Source organism: Janthinobacterium sp. FW305-129 (genome assembly GCF_020858115.1).
Lineage (GTDB): Bacteria > Pseudomonadota > Gammaproteobacteria > Burkholderiales > Burkholderiaceae_D > Janthinobacterium.
The window spans coordinates 188242-203830 of the sequence record NZ_JACYMM010000012.1; the positions used below are offsets into that span (position 1 = coordinate 188242).

Annotated in this window: 14 protein-coding genes; 8 read left to right on the forward strand and 6 right to left on the reverse strand. The window is 62.5% G+C overall.

The genetic code is table 11. The annotated features are described in order from the left end of the window. Positions 1-54: 54 nt before the first annotated feature. Positions 55-2898 (reverse strand): M16 family metallopeptidase, encoded by a 2844-nt coding sequence (locus tag IGS61_RS23320; RefSeq protein WP_230541780.1) that lies wholly within the window; start codon positions 2896-2898, stop codon positions 55-57. Positions 2899-3182: 284 nt separating this feature from the next. On the opposite strand from IGS61_RS23320, the gene IGS61_RS23325 reads away from it, so the two are divergent. The 3 genes from IGS61_RS23325 (at position 3183) to IGS61_RS23335 (ending at position 5734) form a co-directional block, all read left to right on the forward strand. Next, a complete protein-coding gene (locus IGS61_RS23325) occupies positions 3183-3473 on the forward strand; it encodes a hypothetical protein (RefSeq protein ID WP_230541781.1) in 291 nt (96 codons plus the stop codon). A gap of 70 nt (positions 3474-3543) precedes the next feature. Then, a complete protein-coding gene (locus IGS61_RS23330) occupies positions 3544-5091 on the forward strand; it encodes a TerC family protein (protein ID WP_230541782.1) in 1548 nt (515 codons plus the stop codon). Positions 5092-5158: 67 nt separating this feature from the next. Then, entirely contained in the window at positions 5159-5734 is a 576-nt protein-coding gene (locus IGS61_RS23335; RefSeq protein WP_230541783.1) for a DUF3617 domain-containing protein, read from the forward strand. Here the strand turns inward: IGS61_RS23335 and IGS61_RS23340 are convergent. After that, positions 5722-6831, reverse strand: a complete 1110-nt coding sequence (locus IGS61_RS23340) for a porin (RefSeq protein WP_230541784.1) — start codon at positions 6829-6831, stop codon at positions 5722-5724. The two genes, IGS61_RS23335 and IGS61_RS23340, sit on opposite strands and share 13 nt — an antisense overlap. Before the next feature lie 317 nt (positions 6832-7148). On the opposite strand from IGS61_RS23340, the gene IGS61_RS23345 reads away from it, so the two are divergent. The 4 genes from IGS61_RS23345 to IGS61_RS23360 all read left to right on the forward strand — a co-directional run bounded on the left by IGS61_RS23345 (position 7149) and on the right by IGS61_RS23360 (position 11272). Further along, positions 7149-9260: a site-specific recombinase gene (locus tag IGS61_RS23345; protein WP_230541785.1), complete on the forward strand. Its 2112-nt coding sequence runs from the start codon at positions 7149-7151 to the stop codon at positions 9258-9260. A gap of 11 nt (positions 9261-9271) precedes the next feature. Continuing rightward, a complete protein-coding gene (cls, locus tag IGS61_RS23350; protein WP_442908095.1) occupies positions 9272-10648 on the forward strand; it encodes a cardiolipin synthase in 1377 nt (458 codons plus the stop codon). 95 nt (positions 10649-10743) lie between these two features. Next, complete coding sequence (locus IGS61_RS23355) at positions 10744-10989, forward strand: type II toxin-antitoxin system ParD family antitoxin (protein ID WP_230541787.1); 246 nt, start codon at positions 10744-10746, stop codon at positions 10987-10989. Then, complete coding sequence (locus IGS61_RS23360; protein ID WP_230541788.1) at positions 10982-11272, forward strand: type II toxin-antitoxin system RelE/ParE family toxin; 291 nt, start codon at positions 10982-10984, stop codon at positions 11270-11272. The genes IGS61_RS23355 and IGS61_RS23360 overlap by 8 nt, the downstream gene beginning before the upstream one ends. A gap of 29 nt (positions 11273-11301) precedes the next feature. Here the strand turns inward: IGS61_RS23360 and IGS61_RS23365 are convergent, their stop codons facing one another. The 3 genes from IGS61_RS23365 to IGS61_RS23375 are packed head-to-tail and all read right to left on the reverse strand — an operon-like array spanning position 11302 to position 13802. Next, a complete protein-coding gene (locus IGS61_RS23365; protein ID WP_230541789.1) occupies positions 11302-12120 on the reverse strand; it encodes a metallophosphoesterase family protein in 819 nt (272 codons plus the stop codon). A gap of 3 nt (positions 12121-12123) precedes the next feature. Further along, positions 12124-13038 carry a diacylglycerol/lipid kinase family protein gene (locus IGS61_RS23370; protein ID WP_230541790.1) on the reverse strand — a complete coding sequence of 305 codons (915 nt, stop codon included), beginning with the start codon at positions 13036-13038 and terminating at the stop codon, positions 12124-12126. Positions 13039-13043: 5 nt separating this feature from the next. Continuing rightward, a complete protein-coding gene (locus IGS61_RS23375) occupies positions 13044-13802 on the reverse strand; it encodes a phosphatase PAP2 family protein (protein ID WP_230541791.1) in 759 nt (252 codons plus the stop codon). A 141-nt stretch (positions 13803-13943) separates the two neighbouring features. On the opposite strand from IGS61_RS23375, the gene IGS61_RS23380 reads away from it, so the two are divergent. Beyond that, a complete protein-coding gene (locus IGS61_RS23380; RefSeq protein WP_010396348.1) occupies positions 13944-14168 on the forward strand; it encodes a hypothetical protein in 225 nt (74 codons plus the stop codon). A gap of 107 nt (positions 14169-14275) precedes the next feature. Here IGS61_RS23380 and IGS61_RS23385 read toward each other — a convergent pair whose 3' ends face one another. After that, positions 14276-15400 (reverse strand): AI-2E family transporter, encoded by a 1125-nt coding sequence (locus IGS61_RS23385; RefSeq protein WP_230541792.1) that lies wholly within the window; start codon positions 15398-15400, stop codon positions 14276-14278. Positions 15401-15589 lie beyond the last annotated feature (189 nt).

The following is a 15589-nucleotide window of genomic DNA, read 5'->3' on the forward strand; positions in this document are numbered from 1 at the left end:
AAAAAACCCGCTGGCAATTACATTGCCAGCGGGTTTTTTTCCATCTAAAACAGCTTATTTCGACGTCGTTGCCTTCGCGCCGCTTTCACCCTCTTTCGCCACCTTGGCAAAATCGCCCGCCGTCACGACCGACACGGCCGCTGGCTTCAGGTACTCGCGCAAGCCCTGGTTCACTTGCGCCAGGGTCAGGGCCGCCACTTTCGCTTCCAGGTCCTTGTCGTAGGCCATGGTGCGGTCTTCGGCAAGGTAGCCGGCCAGTTCGCGCGCCAGGCCGCTGTCCTGCGTGCGGCCCACTTCCTGCGATTGCAGCCAGCCTTTCTTCGCTTCCGCCAGTTCCTCTTGCGTAAAGCCGTCGGCCAGCGCCTTGGCGATTTCCTCGCGCAGGGCCGCTTCCACCTTGACGGTGTTTTGCGGCGCGCTGATGGCGTAGGCCATCCAGTAGCCGGCCGGTTCGCGCGACGGCACGGACACTTGCGAGCCGACGCCGTACGACAGGCCTTCCTTCTGGCGGATGCGGTCGGCCAGGCGGCTGCGCAAGGCGCCGCCGCCGAGCATATGGTTAGCCATCAGCAAGGCAGGGTAGCTGGCGGCATCATCCTTGAGGGGAACCGGCTGAATGGCGAACAGCACGCTGTTGGCCTTGTCCGGCGTTTCCAGGGTGACTTTCTCGCCGCTGACGGGCTTGACGGCGTCGGGAATGCGCACGTAGGGCTGCTGCGCCTTCCAGCTGCCGTACAGGCTGGCCACTTGCGCCTTCAGCGCGGCCGGGTCAAAGTCGCCCACGGCGGCAAAGGTGGCATTCGACGCGCCATAGTAGGCGCCATGGAAGGCTTTCACATCGGAAACCTTGATGGCTTTCCATTGCGCCAGCTCCGCCGGCAAGGTAGCCACGTGGCGCACATGGCCTTCCGGCGTGGCGTCGAGCAGGCGGCGGAAGGCGTTCACGGCCAGCGGCTGCGGTTCAGGCAACTCCTGCTCGGCGCGACCGACGCGCTCGCGCTGCAATTCCAGGAATTCCGTCTCGTTCAGGGCCGGCTTTTGCAGCACTTGCGCCAGCAGGTCCATGGCGGCTGGCAAGTTCTCGCGCTTGCCCGTCAGCATGGCGGTCACGCCTTCGGCGCCACCGGAGATGGCCACTTGCATGCCCAGCTGGTCGAACTTGTCCTTCACTTCCTGGCGCGACAGTTTATCCGTGCCGCGCGACAACAAATTGGCCGTGTAGCTGCCCACTTGCCCCTTGCCGCGCAAGCTTTCTTCACTGCCGAGCTGCAATTTCAATACGACGCTGACGTTGCTGCCCTTGGTTTTCTTCGGCAGCAAGGCGCCCTTCAAGCCGTTCGGCAAGGTGAAGCGCGTGGTGCGCGCCTCGATATTGTCAGGGCTGGGGTCGAACGCTTCGCCCTGCGCCACCACGGCGCGGCCCGTGTAGCCGGCCAGCTGCGGCGCCACGTCGGCGTAGGCCGGCACGATGGTGCGGTCCGGCGCATCGGTGGGGATGAAACGGCCCAGGGTACGGTTCGAGCTCTTCAGGTATTTCTCGGCCGCCGCCTGCACTTGCGCCGTCGTCAGCTTGTCGAGCTGGTCGCGCTGCAGGAAGAACAGACGCCAGTCGCCGGCCGCCAGGGACTCCGTCAGGGCGATCGTCATGCGCGCCGTATTCGAGGTGATCAGTTCCACCTGCTTGTTCAGCTGCTGTTTCACGCGCGCCACTTCCGCATCCGTGATCGGCTGCGATTTCAGCTCTTCCAGCACTTTCAGCATGGCAGCTTGCGCTGCGTCAAGGTTGCCATCGACGGGCACGAGCGCGCCGAACAGGTTGTAGCCCGGTTCCAGGTTGCTCACCGAGTTGTATTCGATCTTGCTGGCCAGCTTGGTTTCCACCAGCGCCTTGTGCAGGCGGCCGGCGGGCGCATCGGTCAGCACGTGGCCCAGCACCTCGATGGCGACGGCGTCCGGGTTGCCGGACGGCGCCACGTGGTAGCCGGCGCCGACGAATTGCGTGCCGCCGCTGCGGCGCACCGTCACGGCGCGCTCGCCATCCTGCACGGGTTCGGCCGTGTAGGTCGGTTCGATCACGCGCGTCGGTTTCGGGATCTTGCCGAACAAATCATTGATCTGCTTCAAGACCTTGGCTTCATCGAAGCGGCCCGCCACCATCAGCACGGCGTTATCCGGCTGATAATATTTATGATAAAACGCGCGCAAGCGGGGAATATTCACCTGCTCGATGTCGGAGCGGGCGCCGATGGTCGACTTGCCATAGTTGTGCCAGTCGTAGGCGATGGCCTGGATGCGTTCGCTGGTCACGCCGATCGGATCGCTCTCGCCCATCTCGAACTCGTTGCGCACCACCGTCATTTCGCCTTTTTTCGTGACGGGGTTCCACAGGTCATTCTGGTCGATGGCCGCGTTGACCATGCGGTCCGCTTCCATGGCCAGCATCTGGCGCAGGTTGTCGTCGTTGGCGGGGAAAGTGGCGTAGTAATTGGTGCGGTCGTACCAGGTGGTGCCGTTGAACTGGGCGCCCGTCGAGTTCAGGATCTCGACGGGGGTTTTCGTGCCCTTCCTGACGCCAAAGTTGGCGCTGGGCTTGAACAGCAAGTGTTCGAGCAAGTGGGCCATGCCCGTTTCGCCATAGTTTTCATGGCGCGAGCCGACCAGGTAGACGATGTTGGTGGTGAGCGTAGGCTTGCTGGCGTCGGGGAACAGCAGCACGCGCAAGCCGTTGGCCAGGCGGTATTCGGTGATGCCTTCGACAGACGTGACCTTGACGGCGGCACGGTTGGGCGCAGCCTTGCCGGCTTTCTGGACCGGCGCCGCTTCCACTGGGGTGGCGGCAAGGATGAACGAAGGCGAGAGGATGCCGGCGGCAAGCAGGAGGGCGGTAATTGGTTTCAAGGCAAAGTCCTGGTAACACTACGTTATTAGACAAGCGCAAAAGCGGGCGCAATGGAATACAAGCGCAAGAATTGCCACAGGCCCGCGCTGCGTCTTCGCTGCCAGGGGAAATGATTGCTCTCGCAATTTACGGCATACTTATCAGTTACGCAAGTCCTGTCATCGAGCTGTTATTTTCCCGTGTTATACTCCACGGTTCCAGAACTATCTGCCTGTATATGAGACGAGCTCTCGTCCTGCTCTGCCTTTTTGTTTTCATTGCGTTACCCCAGGCGTTCGCCAGCATGGCTTACGCCAGTCCTTCCCCATTCCAGCACCTTGACGCCGCAGTCGCGGCCGCCGCTGCCGCCATGCCTGCCGCCGATTGCCTCGACCCCAGCGTCCATGCCGGCTTGCCCGGCGACAGCTGCGACGCCGACGAATGCGACAACGATCCCATCACGCTGTACCCGACCTCGCGCCAGGGCGCGCCGTTTTGCGCCATCATTTGGCAAGCGGGACCGGGGGCACTTGCCGAAGCGGACGCGCGGCAGGCCACCCGGCCGCCGCGCGTCCGCCATCACATCACACATTAGCAACATCATTCCCTGGGGCACTGGCCGCCAGGCAAGCTTTATTTTGATTTAACTTTACAAGGTTACACACATGGAATGGTTATTTGACCCGACAATCTGGGTCGGCCTGCTGACGCTGGTCGTACTGGAAATCGTACTGGGTATCGACAACCTGATTTTCATCGCCATCCTGGCCGAGAAACTGCCGCCGCACCAGCGCGACAAGGCGCGCGTGCTGGGCCTGACCTTGGCCCTCGTCATGCGCCTGGGCCTGCTTTCGCTGATTTCCTGGCTGGTCACGCTGACCACGCCACTCTTTTTTGTCTGGCAATTTTCGTTCTCGGGGCGCGACCTGATCCTGCTCGTCGGCGGCCTGTTCCTGCTGTTCAAGGCCACCACCGAGCTGCACGAACGCCTCGAAGGCGTCACGCACGCCCAGACGGGCCCGAAAGTCTACGCCGGCTTCGGCCTGGTGGTGGCGCAGATCGTCGTGCTCGACGCCGTCTTTTCGCTCGACGCCGTCATCACGGCCGTCGGCATGGTGGAAAACCTGTACGTGATGATGGCGGCCGTCGTCATTTCCATCGTCGTCATGATGCTGGCCTCGAAGGTACTGACGCGCTTCGTCAACGCCCACCCCACCGTCGTCGTGCTGTGCCTGAGCTTTTTGCTGATGATCGGCCTCTCCCTGGTAGCCGAAGGCCTGGGCTTCCACATTCCGAAGGGCTATCTGTACGCGGCTATCGGTTTCTCGATTGTCATCGAGTTCTTCAATCAGCTGGCGCGCCGCAATTTCCTCAAACTGCAGTCGAACGCGCCGCTGCGCGACCGCACGGCGCAAGCCGTCCTGAGCCTGCTGGGCGGGCGCAAGGGCCGCGAAGCCGTGGAAGAGCACGAAGTCAAGGAATTGCCCGACGTCTCCGCCTTCGGCGTGGAAGAGCGCAACATGGTCAGCGGCGTGCTGACCCTGGCCGAACGCTCGATCCGCTCCGTCATGACGCCGCGCGGCGACGTCTCGTGGGTCAACCTGAACGACAGCAGCGACAAAATGCTGCAATTGCTGCGCGAAACGCCGCACAGCATGATTCCTGTCTGCAAGGACGACCTCGACAACGTGGCCGGCATCGCGCGCAGCAAGGACCTGATCGAGGATCTCGTCTCGCGCGGCAAGATCGACCCGGTCAGCATGCGCGAAGCCGTCGTCGTGCCGGAAGCGGCCGGCGTCCTGAAAGCCATGGAAACATTAAAGCGCTCGCGCGGCCAGCTGGTGCTGGTGGTCGACGAGTTCGGCACCGTGCAAGGCGTGCTCACGCCGATCGACATCCTGGAAGCCATCGCCGGCGAATTCCCCGACGAGGACGAGCAGCCGGACGTGGAAGTGCTGGGCCCCGGCCACTGGCGCATCGACGGCGCGACGGACCTGCATTACCTGGAGCAAGTGTTCGAGACGGAAACCCTCGTCAGCGAAGACGGCGAGTACAACTCGCTGGCCGGCTTCCTGCTGGCGCATTTCGAGAACATGCCGGCCGTGGGCGAAGTGCTGGAGCTCGACGACTTGCGCTATGAAATCGTCGAAGCGGACGAGCGCCGCATCGCCTGCGTGGACGTGCGCCGCATCGAACCCGATCACAGTTTGTAACACAATGGCAAGCGTGCCCCGCTTGCCATGCCGTATGCTGGGGTCTGCCTTTTCCGGAGACGCCCACATGAAATCATCCCTGCTACGCCTGACCCTGCTCACTTGCGCCGCCCTGGGTACCCAGGCCGGCGCCCAGGCCGCCGCGCCATCGACCGCCATCAAACCGGGCCTGTGGCAAGTCGACAGCAAGATGGCCTCGCCCGACGCCGCCACCGACAACGCAATGTCCATGGTGCTGCAGCAACTGGGCAACCTTCCCCCCGATCAACGCAAGCAGCTGGAAAGCATGGCGGCCAGCCGCGGCATGGCCATGCCTACCGTGGGTGCCGACGGCGCCGTGCGCGTGACGGCCTGCGTGACGCCGGACATGGCGGCGCGCAAGCAGATTCCCACGGGCCAGCCCGGCGATTGCAAATCGAACAACACCGATATCGCAGGCGGCATGCAGGTGTCGTTCAGCTGCGCGAATCCGAAATCGAGCGGCGAAGGCAAGGTGCTGTTCACGGGCGATCAGGCGTTCAGCATGCAGCTGGCGGTGAGCACCAGCGCGCGCGGCACGCCGGAACAGGTGAATGTGACGAGCAACGGCAAGTGGCTGGGCGCAACGTGCCCTGCGCCATCCGCCGCCGCTCAGAAACCGTGACGGAAGCCCATATTAAAAGCCGCGTCGCCGCGGCCGGCATCGCTGGCATTGCCCACCGTGTAGCGGGCGCCGTTCCTGTTGTGGATCTTCGCGTAGGACGCATAGAAATCGCTGCGTCTTGACAGGGAATACGTGAGGCCGACGGCCACCTGGCTGGCGTCGCGGTTGGCCAGGTCGCGGTCATCCTTGCGCACCCAGGACGCCAGCAGCTTGAAGCCGCCCACGGGCACGGACACGCCCAGCAAGGTATCGCGGCTGTCCGACGACGACATCGACAGAGCCAGCGCGCTGTAGGCGTTGTTCGGGTCCCACGGCGAACTGCCATAGCCCTTGTTGACACCGACTGCGGCAAAGGCGGTCGCCACCTTCAGGTCGAGGTTGGCCGCGATCAGAGTGTTGCGGGCCGACATGTCGATGGCGGGCAAGGTGCCGGCAGCGAGGATCAGGCTATTCTTGCGCTGGTGCGACACACTGACATTCACGGCGCCGGCCGAATAGCCGAGCGTGGCGCCATACGCGCGGTTGTTGGCATTGCTGTAGGGCGACTCGCCAAAGCTGTAGATGGCGCTGGCGGACACGCCGCGCAAGGCGGGGGTTTCATATTTGATGGTGTTGTCGTAGCGTTTCACGCTGTAGCCGGCCAGGTTGCCGGCGCTGCCGGCCATGCCGCCCTTGAACGGGTCGGCCACGTCGGTCAGGGCCAGGTAATGCGGATTGTACTGGCGCCCCAGGGTCAGCGCGCCCAGGCGGCTGTCGAGGCCCACATAGGCCTGGCGGCCGAACAGCCGGCCCTCTTCCGACTGGCCCGTGTCGTTCTGGATGCCCGCTTCCAGCGTGAATACGGCGGACACGTCATTGCCCAGCGCTTCGCGGCCCCGCAGCCCCAGGCGCGAACCGGACGCGACGCCGCCCGAGACCTTGGTGCCGGCGCAATTGGCGGCACAGCCCCGTTCGGCCACGATGCCCGCGTCGAGCACGCCGTACACGGCAACGTTACTGGATGCGGCATTGCCTGCGCCATCGGCAGCCTGGGCCGGCCCAAACAGCAGCCACGGCCCCATCCCTATCACAGCAAGCGCAAAATACGAGGTCTGCATGATAAATATCTCGGTAACGTGAAAGAAACTTTCCGGTATTGATCAGGACGTGCGCTGTGTGTCACGTCCCAGTGTTACCTTATCCTCGCTTTTTGTCCAGCCATCCGTGCGTTGTACAACAGAAACTTCAGCTTAGTCCCGGGAAACACGTCGCACACTGACAACACGCAAGAGCAAGCATGATTGTCGCAATTTGCGGCAAAATGGCGTTAAAAGCAGGCCCTGCCGTGAAGCAATGTTCGGTGGCGAACGTTGCGCGATTTGACGCAGGCGGTACACTACTGGTTTTACCGACAGCGGCTCGCCCGTTTTTTTGCATGCTAGCTATCCTCGAACGCATTGACCCCAACTCCAGCAATATCGACTTGCTGGTGGAATTATTCAACTCACTGCGTCCCAAGCGCGCCCACGACAGCGCTACCGCGATCGCCAACGTGCGCACCCTGCGCCAGCTTCTCAAAGGTAATCCCGCGCAAGCGCGCGCCCTGCACGAATACGTGCTGCGCGTGCTGGCCGCGCGCCGCCACGCCAGCCTGTACACCGATATCGGCGTGCTGTCGAACAGCGGTTTCTTTACTGAATTGAAACGCCGCATCGCCTACCGCATGCTGCCGCCCGCCCTCGGCGACGAATACCTGAACGACGCGCTCGACCAGGTGCTGTACCTGAAGACCGATTATTTGTGGATCAGCAACGTCCCCGCCACGGACTGGCTGGAACTGTTCGACGTGCTCACCAGCGACGAGGTCGAACTGGCCGTCGGCGACGGCAACATCATGCTGCCGGGCCTGCTCGACGCCATCCGCACCCTGTCCTACCGCGTCTGCGCCATGGGCCTGGAGCCGGAACTGACGCGTTTCCACAGTGAAATTGAAGTGTTCCAGTCGCCGTTCATGGTGCAGAACACGGAAGTGAACGCCTACCTGGACGCCTATACGAGCCTGCTGCAGGGCGATATCGAGCACATCGAGGATGCGCGCCATTTGCTGGTGATGCTGGACCAGTGCGACGCCGTCATCGCCAAGATCCGCAAGAAGGCGCTGTACCAGGGCACCAGCATTCCCCTCACCTACCTGCTGGTGGCGCTGGCGCAAAGCATCGAGCGCCTGCGCAAGCTGTTGTTCCTCGTCGACACGAGCGGCGAGCTGCCCGCATCGAACAATGTGGACATCGCCGCCATCACGGTGGACGCCACGCAAGACTTGCTGCACCCGCAACCCGTCAGCCGCCGCCGCGCGGGCGCCGTCGGGCTGGCGCTGGAACTGATCCAGGCGCACAACAACAAATACAAGGTCAGCGACCTGTTTTCCGACAATATCAACTTGCTGGCGCGCAATGTGACGGAAAACGCCAGCCGCACGGGCGAGCACTACATCGCGGAAAACCGCCGCGAAATGGGCGCCATGTTCCTCTCGTCCGCGGGCGCGGGCGTGATCATCGGCTTCATGGCCCTGTTCAAGATATTGATGTCGTATCTGCGCTCGGCGCCGCTGGTCGAAGCGTTCATGTTCAGCATGAATTACTCCATCGGCTTCATGTTCATCCACTTGCTGCACTTCACGGTGGCCACCAAGCAGCCGGCCATGACGGCCTCGCGCATCGCCGCCGGCCTGCACAGCAAGGATGGCCGGAACATCGACCTCGACAGCATGGCGGAACTGATCAACAAGGTCTTCCGCACGCAAAACATGGCCGTGCTGGGCAACCTGGCGACGGCCATTCCCACGGCCTGGCTGATCGCGCTCGGCTACAAGGCGATCACGGGGCACAACCTGGTGACGCCGGAAAAAGCCATGCACTTGCTGCACGATATCGATCCCATCGGCAGCCCCGCCATCTTCTACGCCATGATCGCCGGCGTGTGCCTGTTCGTGGCGGGCCTGATTTCCGGCTACTACGACAACCAAGCCCTGTACACGCGCTGGGCGCAGCGCATCGCGCAATTGCGCGGCCTGGGCCGCGTTATCGGCCAGGAACGCTTGCAGCGGCTGGGCCTGTACCTGGAAAACAATCTGGGCGGGCTGATGGGTAACTTCTATTTCGGTATCCTGCTCGGCTCCATCGGCACCCTGGGTTTCCTGATCGGCTTGCCGATCGATATCCGCCACATCACCTTCTCTGCCGCCAACTTTGCGACAGCCCTGGTGGGACTCGATCACAATATGAGCTGGCAACTGGCCGTCAAGTCGCTGTCGGGCATCTTCGCCATCGGCACGGCCAACCTGCTCGTCAGCTTCGGCCTGGCCCTGTGGGTAGCCCTGCGTTCGCGCCAGGTGCGCTTCAAGCACGGCATGCAACTGTTGAAAATACTGGGCAAGCGCTTCCTGCGCTCGCCCATCGTCTTCTTCTTCGGCTCGAAAAACCCGCCACCACTGGCACTGGCCGATGACTCGGCAAACCTGTCACCCACGACCAAGGCTCAAAAATGACCGCCAGGCGCATGCAACCCTGTCTCACCGCCCTACTGCTGTGCTGGACCCTGGCTGCATGCGCCTCGCTGCCCAATGTCAAGAATCTCAATACCACCCTCGAACCAGTGGCCAAGCCCAATGTGATCACGGGCAAGGGCGCCTTGCTGAACGTCAACAGCCGGGCCGCCCTGCTCAACAAGCGCTGGGCCAAGTCCGGCATGGACTTGAAGACCCAGGCCGCGCTGGAAGAGGCGGCCACGGGCGTGCCTTTGATCAAGGGCAACAAGGTGACCCTGCTGTTTGACGGCCCGCAAACCATGGCCGCCATGTTCCAGGCCATCAGCGAAGCGAAGACCAGCATCAACCTGGAAACGTATATCTTCGACCAGGACCCGCTGGGTCTGAAATTCGCCGACATGCTGATCGAGAAGCAGCAAGCGGGCGTGACGGTCAACGTCATCTATGACAGCGTGGGCACGATCGGCGTGCCGCAAGCGTTTTTCGAACGCATGCGCGCGGCCGGCGTGCACCTGGTGGCCTTCAATCCCGTCAATCCCGCCAAGCTCAAGGGCGACGACTGGAAGATCAACAACCGCGACCACCGCAAGGTGCTGATCGTCGACGGCAAGACAGCGTTTACGGGCGGCATCAATATCAGCGATACCTATGCGAAAAGCTCGCTGTTCCGCTCGAAATCAAAGGCTACCGACAAGAAGGACGTGGGCTGGCGCGACACGCACGTGAAAGTGGAAGGCCCGGCCGTGGCCGCCTTCCAGTGGCTGTTCATCCGCACCTGGGCCCAGCAAGACCAGGCCGACTTGCCGGACGCCAATTATTTCCCCGTGCTGTCCGAAGTGGGCGACAAGCTGGTGCGCGTCGTGGCCAGCGAACCGGACGGCGGCTTTGAAATCTACAAGGCGTATATTTTAGCTATCCAGGAAGCCAAGAAATCCATCCACATCACCTCCGCCTATTTCGTGCCCGACCAGCAGACGGTCGACGCGCTGGTGGCGGCCGCCAAGCGGGGCGTGGACGTCACCGTGGTGCTGCCCGGCGTGTCCGACAGCGGACTCGTGTTTCATGCGGGACACGCGCTGTACGACCAATTGCTGGCCGGCGGCATCCGCATCTTCCACTTGAAACTGGCCGTGCTGCACGCCAAGACGGCCGTCATCGACGGCGCCTGGTCGACCGTCGGCTCGACCAACATCGACATGCGCAGCTTCCTGCACAACAGCGAGCTGAACGTGATCGTGCTGGGCGATAGCTTCGGCCGCGAAATGGAAAACGCCTTCCAGGAAGACTTGCGCGATTCGGAAGAAATCACCAAGGCGAAATGGGAAACGCGGCCCATTGCGGACCGCATGAAGGAGTGGGCGGCTCGTTTCATGAATTACTGGCTGTAAGCGCCTTGCAGGAACTGGATATTTGCATAGATATGCACTATATTGCACCAATAGTATGATGATCGTCGTACTACTCATCTCTGGAGCTGACCACCATGGGCACCGTGCGCAAGACCATTACCTTGACGGAGCAGCAGGACGACTGGATCAAGGCGCAAATTGACGCCGGGCGCTATACCAACGACAGCGAGTACATCCGAGACCTGATCCGGCGTGAACAGGAACGCAGCACCGAACTCGATGCGATCCGCGCGGCGCTGGTGGAAGGCGAGGCCAGCGGCGAACCCCAGCCTTTCGACGCCAGGGCTTTCAAGCAGAGAATGCTGGCAGCGCATGGCTGAATACCGGCTGACGCCCGCCGCCGAGCATGATCTTGAGGCGATCTGGGCGTATACGTCGCAGCGGTGGAGCGTGCAGCAGGCCAGTGCTTATCTTGACAACATGACGGCGGCCTTCGATGAGCTGGCGCGCACGCCCGAGACGGCACCGGCATGCGAGCAGATCCGGCCCGGCTACCGGCGCCGCAAAGTGGGACGGCACATGATTTATTTCCGCATCACTCACTATGGCATTGCCATCGTGCGCATTTTGCATGACCGCATGGATCCGGCACGCCATCTGTAGTCAATAATCCATCGCGCGCATGCGGCGCCTCACAGCGGCCGCAAACTGGCCCACACCCCGCCCTGGCGTTCAAACGCTTCCGTGCTGACCTTTTCAAAGTCGGCACTCTCGTCACTCCAGCTGTAGCGCTCGACCCGGATGCAGCTGTTTTCCACGCGCAGCACATTGAAGGAGTTCGACTCGCCCCTGCCCCGCGTCGACGTGGCCGTGCCCGCCTGCACCATCAGGGCGGCGTAGCCGGCGATCTTGTAGCGTTCGGCCGTGTTGCCCGCCACACTGGCGTGCAGATGGCCCGCCAGCAGCAGGTCGACCCCGCATTCGGAAAACATTTGCAGCGCCAGCGGCGCGCGGTCCACCAGGTCATCTTTGTCGAAATGCTCGGGCAAGTCAAACGGATGATGCGTGACGATGATGCGCGTCAAACCGGGCGGCAAACGGCCCAGCCGTTCGCGCAGGAAATCGATCTGCTCATGGCTGATGCGGCCATCCTTGAACGTCAATGAGCGGGCCGTATTGATGCCCAGCACGGCGATTTCCTCATCGATATATTCGGGCGTCAGGTCGTCCGTCACATGGCGCCGGTACTTCACCAGCGGCGTCAGGAAGCGGGAAAAGACGTTATACAGGGGCACGTCGTGGTTGCCTGGCACCACGATCTGCGGCCCCGGCAAGCTGTCAAGAAAGTGCCGCGCCTGCTGGAATTGCACGCTGCGGGCCCGCTGGGTAAGGTCGCCCGAGACGACGACCACGTCCGGTTCCAGGCGCTCGACCAGCGCGCGCAGGGGCGCCAGCAGGGCCGCATCGACCTTGCCGAAGTGTAAGTCAGATAAATGCACGAGGGTACGCATGGCCTACTCCTGGGCTGGCGCCGGCGCGGGAACGATCACATCCAGCGCGGCGGGACGGATGCGGTACTGCAGCGGCGTATTCATGACGGTCACTTCGCCATCGGTGGCCACGCGCAGGCGGCGGTGTCGCGTGGCGATTTCCAGGTCGGTGGCCGTCAGCACGTCGAAATCCTTGGCTTGCGACAACTTGCCGAACAGCGCGTGCAAGGCCAGCTTCAGCAAGCCCAGGCGGCCCGGACGCTGCGCCACGTACAGGCTCAACTGGCCTCCATCGAGCCGTTCGCGCTCGCCGATATTCAAGCCTTCCATCAGGTATTCATTATTGCCGATGAAGACAAAAGGCGTGCGCCGCGCATGCACGGCATCGTTGAGTTTCAATTGCACGCTGAGAAAGGGATAGCGGCGCAAGGCGGCCACCAGCGCCCAGCCGAACGCCAGCCATTTGCCCCGTCCCAGCCGGCGCTGCTGCTTTTCGCGGTCGCGCACGATATCGGGATACAAACCCAGGCTGGAATTGTTCAGAAAGATGCGGCCATTGACGTCGCCCACGTCGACCTGGTGTCGCACGCCCTGCGCCACATTGGCGATGGCCGCCTCCAGCGCGAGGGGAATATTCAGATCCTTGGCGAAATGGTTCAAGGTGCCTAGCGGCAAGACGCCAAACGGCGTGCCGCTGCCGACGACGACGGAGGCGACGGCATTGATGGTGCCATCGCCGCCGCCGGCCACGACAATGGGCGCGCCATCGCGCAAGGCTTGCTCGGCCGTGGCAATCATCTCGGCGCCGCTTTGCGCCAGGGTGATGGCGGCATCGAGGCCGACGGCGAGGAATTGCGCTTCCAGCTGCTGCGCCCAGTCGGGCGCATAGCCGCAGCCGGCGCCCGCATTGATGATGACTGCAATCTTGCTCAGGATCACTCCCCTTATCTGGTTTGCCGGATATGCCGGCGGCGGCGCAGGGTCGACACGCCGGCGATGCAGATGGCCAGCCAGCCATAGCTTTCCGCCATGGCCGCCAGCACATCGCTCAGGTAATGCGCGCCCAGGTAAATGCGGCTGAAGCCGACGAGCGCCGCCATCAGGAAGGATGCCAGCGCGATGGCGATGCGCTTGCCCCAGGCGCCCGGTGCCGTCTGGCAAATCAGGTAGGCGGCCAGCAGACCGTACAGGGCTGTCGACGTGGCCGTATGGCCGCTGGGAAAGCTGTACGTGCTCAAGGCCGTCTGCAGGATGGGCTCGTCAAAGCTGGGCCGCGCGCGGACAAAAATGTACTTTAACAGCAGGTTCAAAAACATGACGCCCGGCATGGTGATGACCAGGGTAAACAGCCAGTAATTGGCGCCCTTGCGGTGCAGATACCAGCCCAGCAAGGTAGCCAGGGTGATGGCGCCGATCACGCCATGCATATGCGTGACGACCAGCAGCACGCTGGTGATCCACGGCACGGCATGCTGGTTGAACCACTGCGCCACCTGCAAGTCGATCACGGTGATCCGGGCCATGCCCATCACGGCTTCGGCGATCTCGTGGAAGACCACGATGGCCACCAGCATCAGCGCCACGCCGACCGTCATGTGCAGTCCCAGCTCGCCCTCGGGCGACAGGCGCGCCTCGACGAAGCGCCGCAGTTTAAGGGCCCAGCCCGTGGTCATGCCCATGTCATTTTTCTCTTGCAAACTCATCTCTCTTTCATGTCCCTGGCGATGATCAAAAAAACCACACCAGTAAAAAAATACTGTTTATTCATACAGTAGCTGTGTTTTCATACAGTAGTTATGCTATTCTGATGACTCGTTCAACACATCTCCCTCAAAGGAATTGTCATGGCAACATTGAATAGCGGTTTTGGCTCACGGTTCGGCCTGGAATACGCCCCAAGCTCTTTCCTCGTCCGCATGGGCAAGCGCGAAATCCTCGTCTGCCGCGACTTCCGCAAGCGCTACTACACCGTCAATCCCTTGATCGAGTGCGGTACGGGCATCGAGCCGGGCTATGTTGAAGTGCTGCTGATGCGCCGTTGGCTCCTCATTTTATCCAAGGCGCATTAAGAATGACTTTAAAACAAGGTGTTCGCACCCTGTTATCAAGTCAGCTCCGTCCGGCCACGCCAGGAGCGCGCCAGTACCGGCCGGCGGCAACGCTGGCCGACCCCTCATTACTGCGTGCGTTCCGGTGCGGCCGGGCTGGCAGGTGTTTCGGCACTTGCGTCGGCAAGCGGGTTGGCAGGCGGCAGCTTGTCAAACACATTCGCTTCGTACCACAGCGTGACGAACAACACCATCACGACGGGGCCAATGAACAGGCCCACCAGGCCCAGGGTTTCCACGCCGCCCAGAATGCCAAACAGCACGGCCAGGAAGGGCAAGCGGGTGGCATTGCCGATCATGCCAGGGCGCACGAAATGGTCGGCCACGAACAGCACCACGGTGCCCCACGCGGCCACGCCGATGGCGGCGCCCACATTGCCCTGGAACACCAGCAAGGCGGCCGCGCACAGGTAAGCGAGCGGCGCGCCAAATGGGATGATGGCCAGGATGCCCGTGGCGAACGCCCACAGGGCCGGCGACGGCAAGCCGGCAATCGCATAGGCGAAGCCGATCAGCACGCCTTCGGCCAGCCCCACGAGCACCAGGCCGTTGACGGTAGCGCGGATGGCCGTCGGAATCTTTTGCGCATAGCGCCCCCACCGTTCGGGCCGCAGGAAATGGCTGCCGACGGCCGTGATCTGGCGCGTCAGCGCTTCGCCATCCTTGTAAAAGAAAAACAGGCATAAAAACGCCAGGCCGAAGTCGACGAGGCGGTGGAAGACGTCCGCACCGAGAACTTTCAGCATGTCGCGCGCGGAATGAAAGCCGCCCACGGCGCTGCCCGCAAAGAAGTGGCCGAGGCCGTGGGGCTGGCTCAGGGTGGCTTGCCACCAGTCGCCGATGGCGCTGCCCGCCAGCGGAATGTGCGCCACCCAGTCCGGCACGGGCAAGCCATCCGTATTCGCATGGACGACGAAATTGGCCAGCACGGGCACTTCGCGCGCCGCCTGCGCCACGCCGAACAGCACGGGAATGATGAAGATGCAGGCGAACGCCAGGGTCAGCACGGCTGCCGCGATGAGGGTGCGCTGGCCCAGCGCCGCGCGCACGCGCAGGTACAGGGGCCAGGTGGCCACGCACAGGATGCCGGCCCACACGAGGGGCAAAAAGAAACGCTGCATGACGAAGGCCGTCACGGCGATCAGGGCCAGGGAAAAGCCTGCGCTGACGATGTCGCGCTGGGTATCGGTCATACCACTCCATTCATGCCCAGCACACTGTAAAGGTGTACGGGCTTATAGCGCCTAACAAAACCGTAGCGAGCGGAAGGAAGTTGTGGCTGAGAAGCGCAACTGTACGAAGGTACAGTGAGCATCGCAGGCCGCAAATTACGACGCGCAGTAGGTTTTGATAGGTGCTAGGCTACGCGCCAGTTGCGCAGG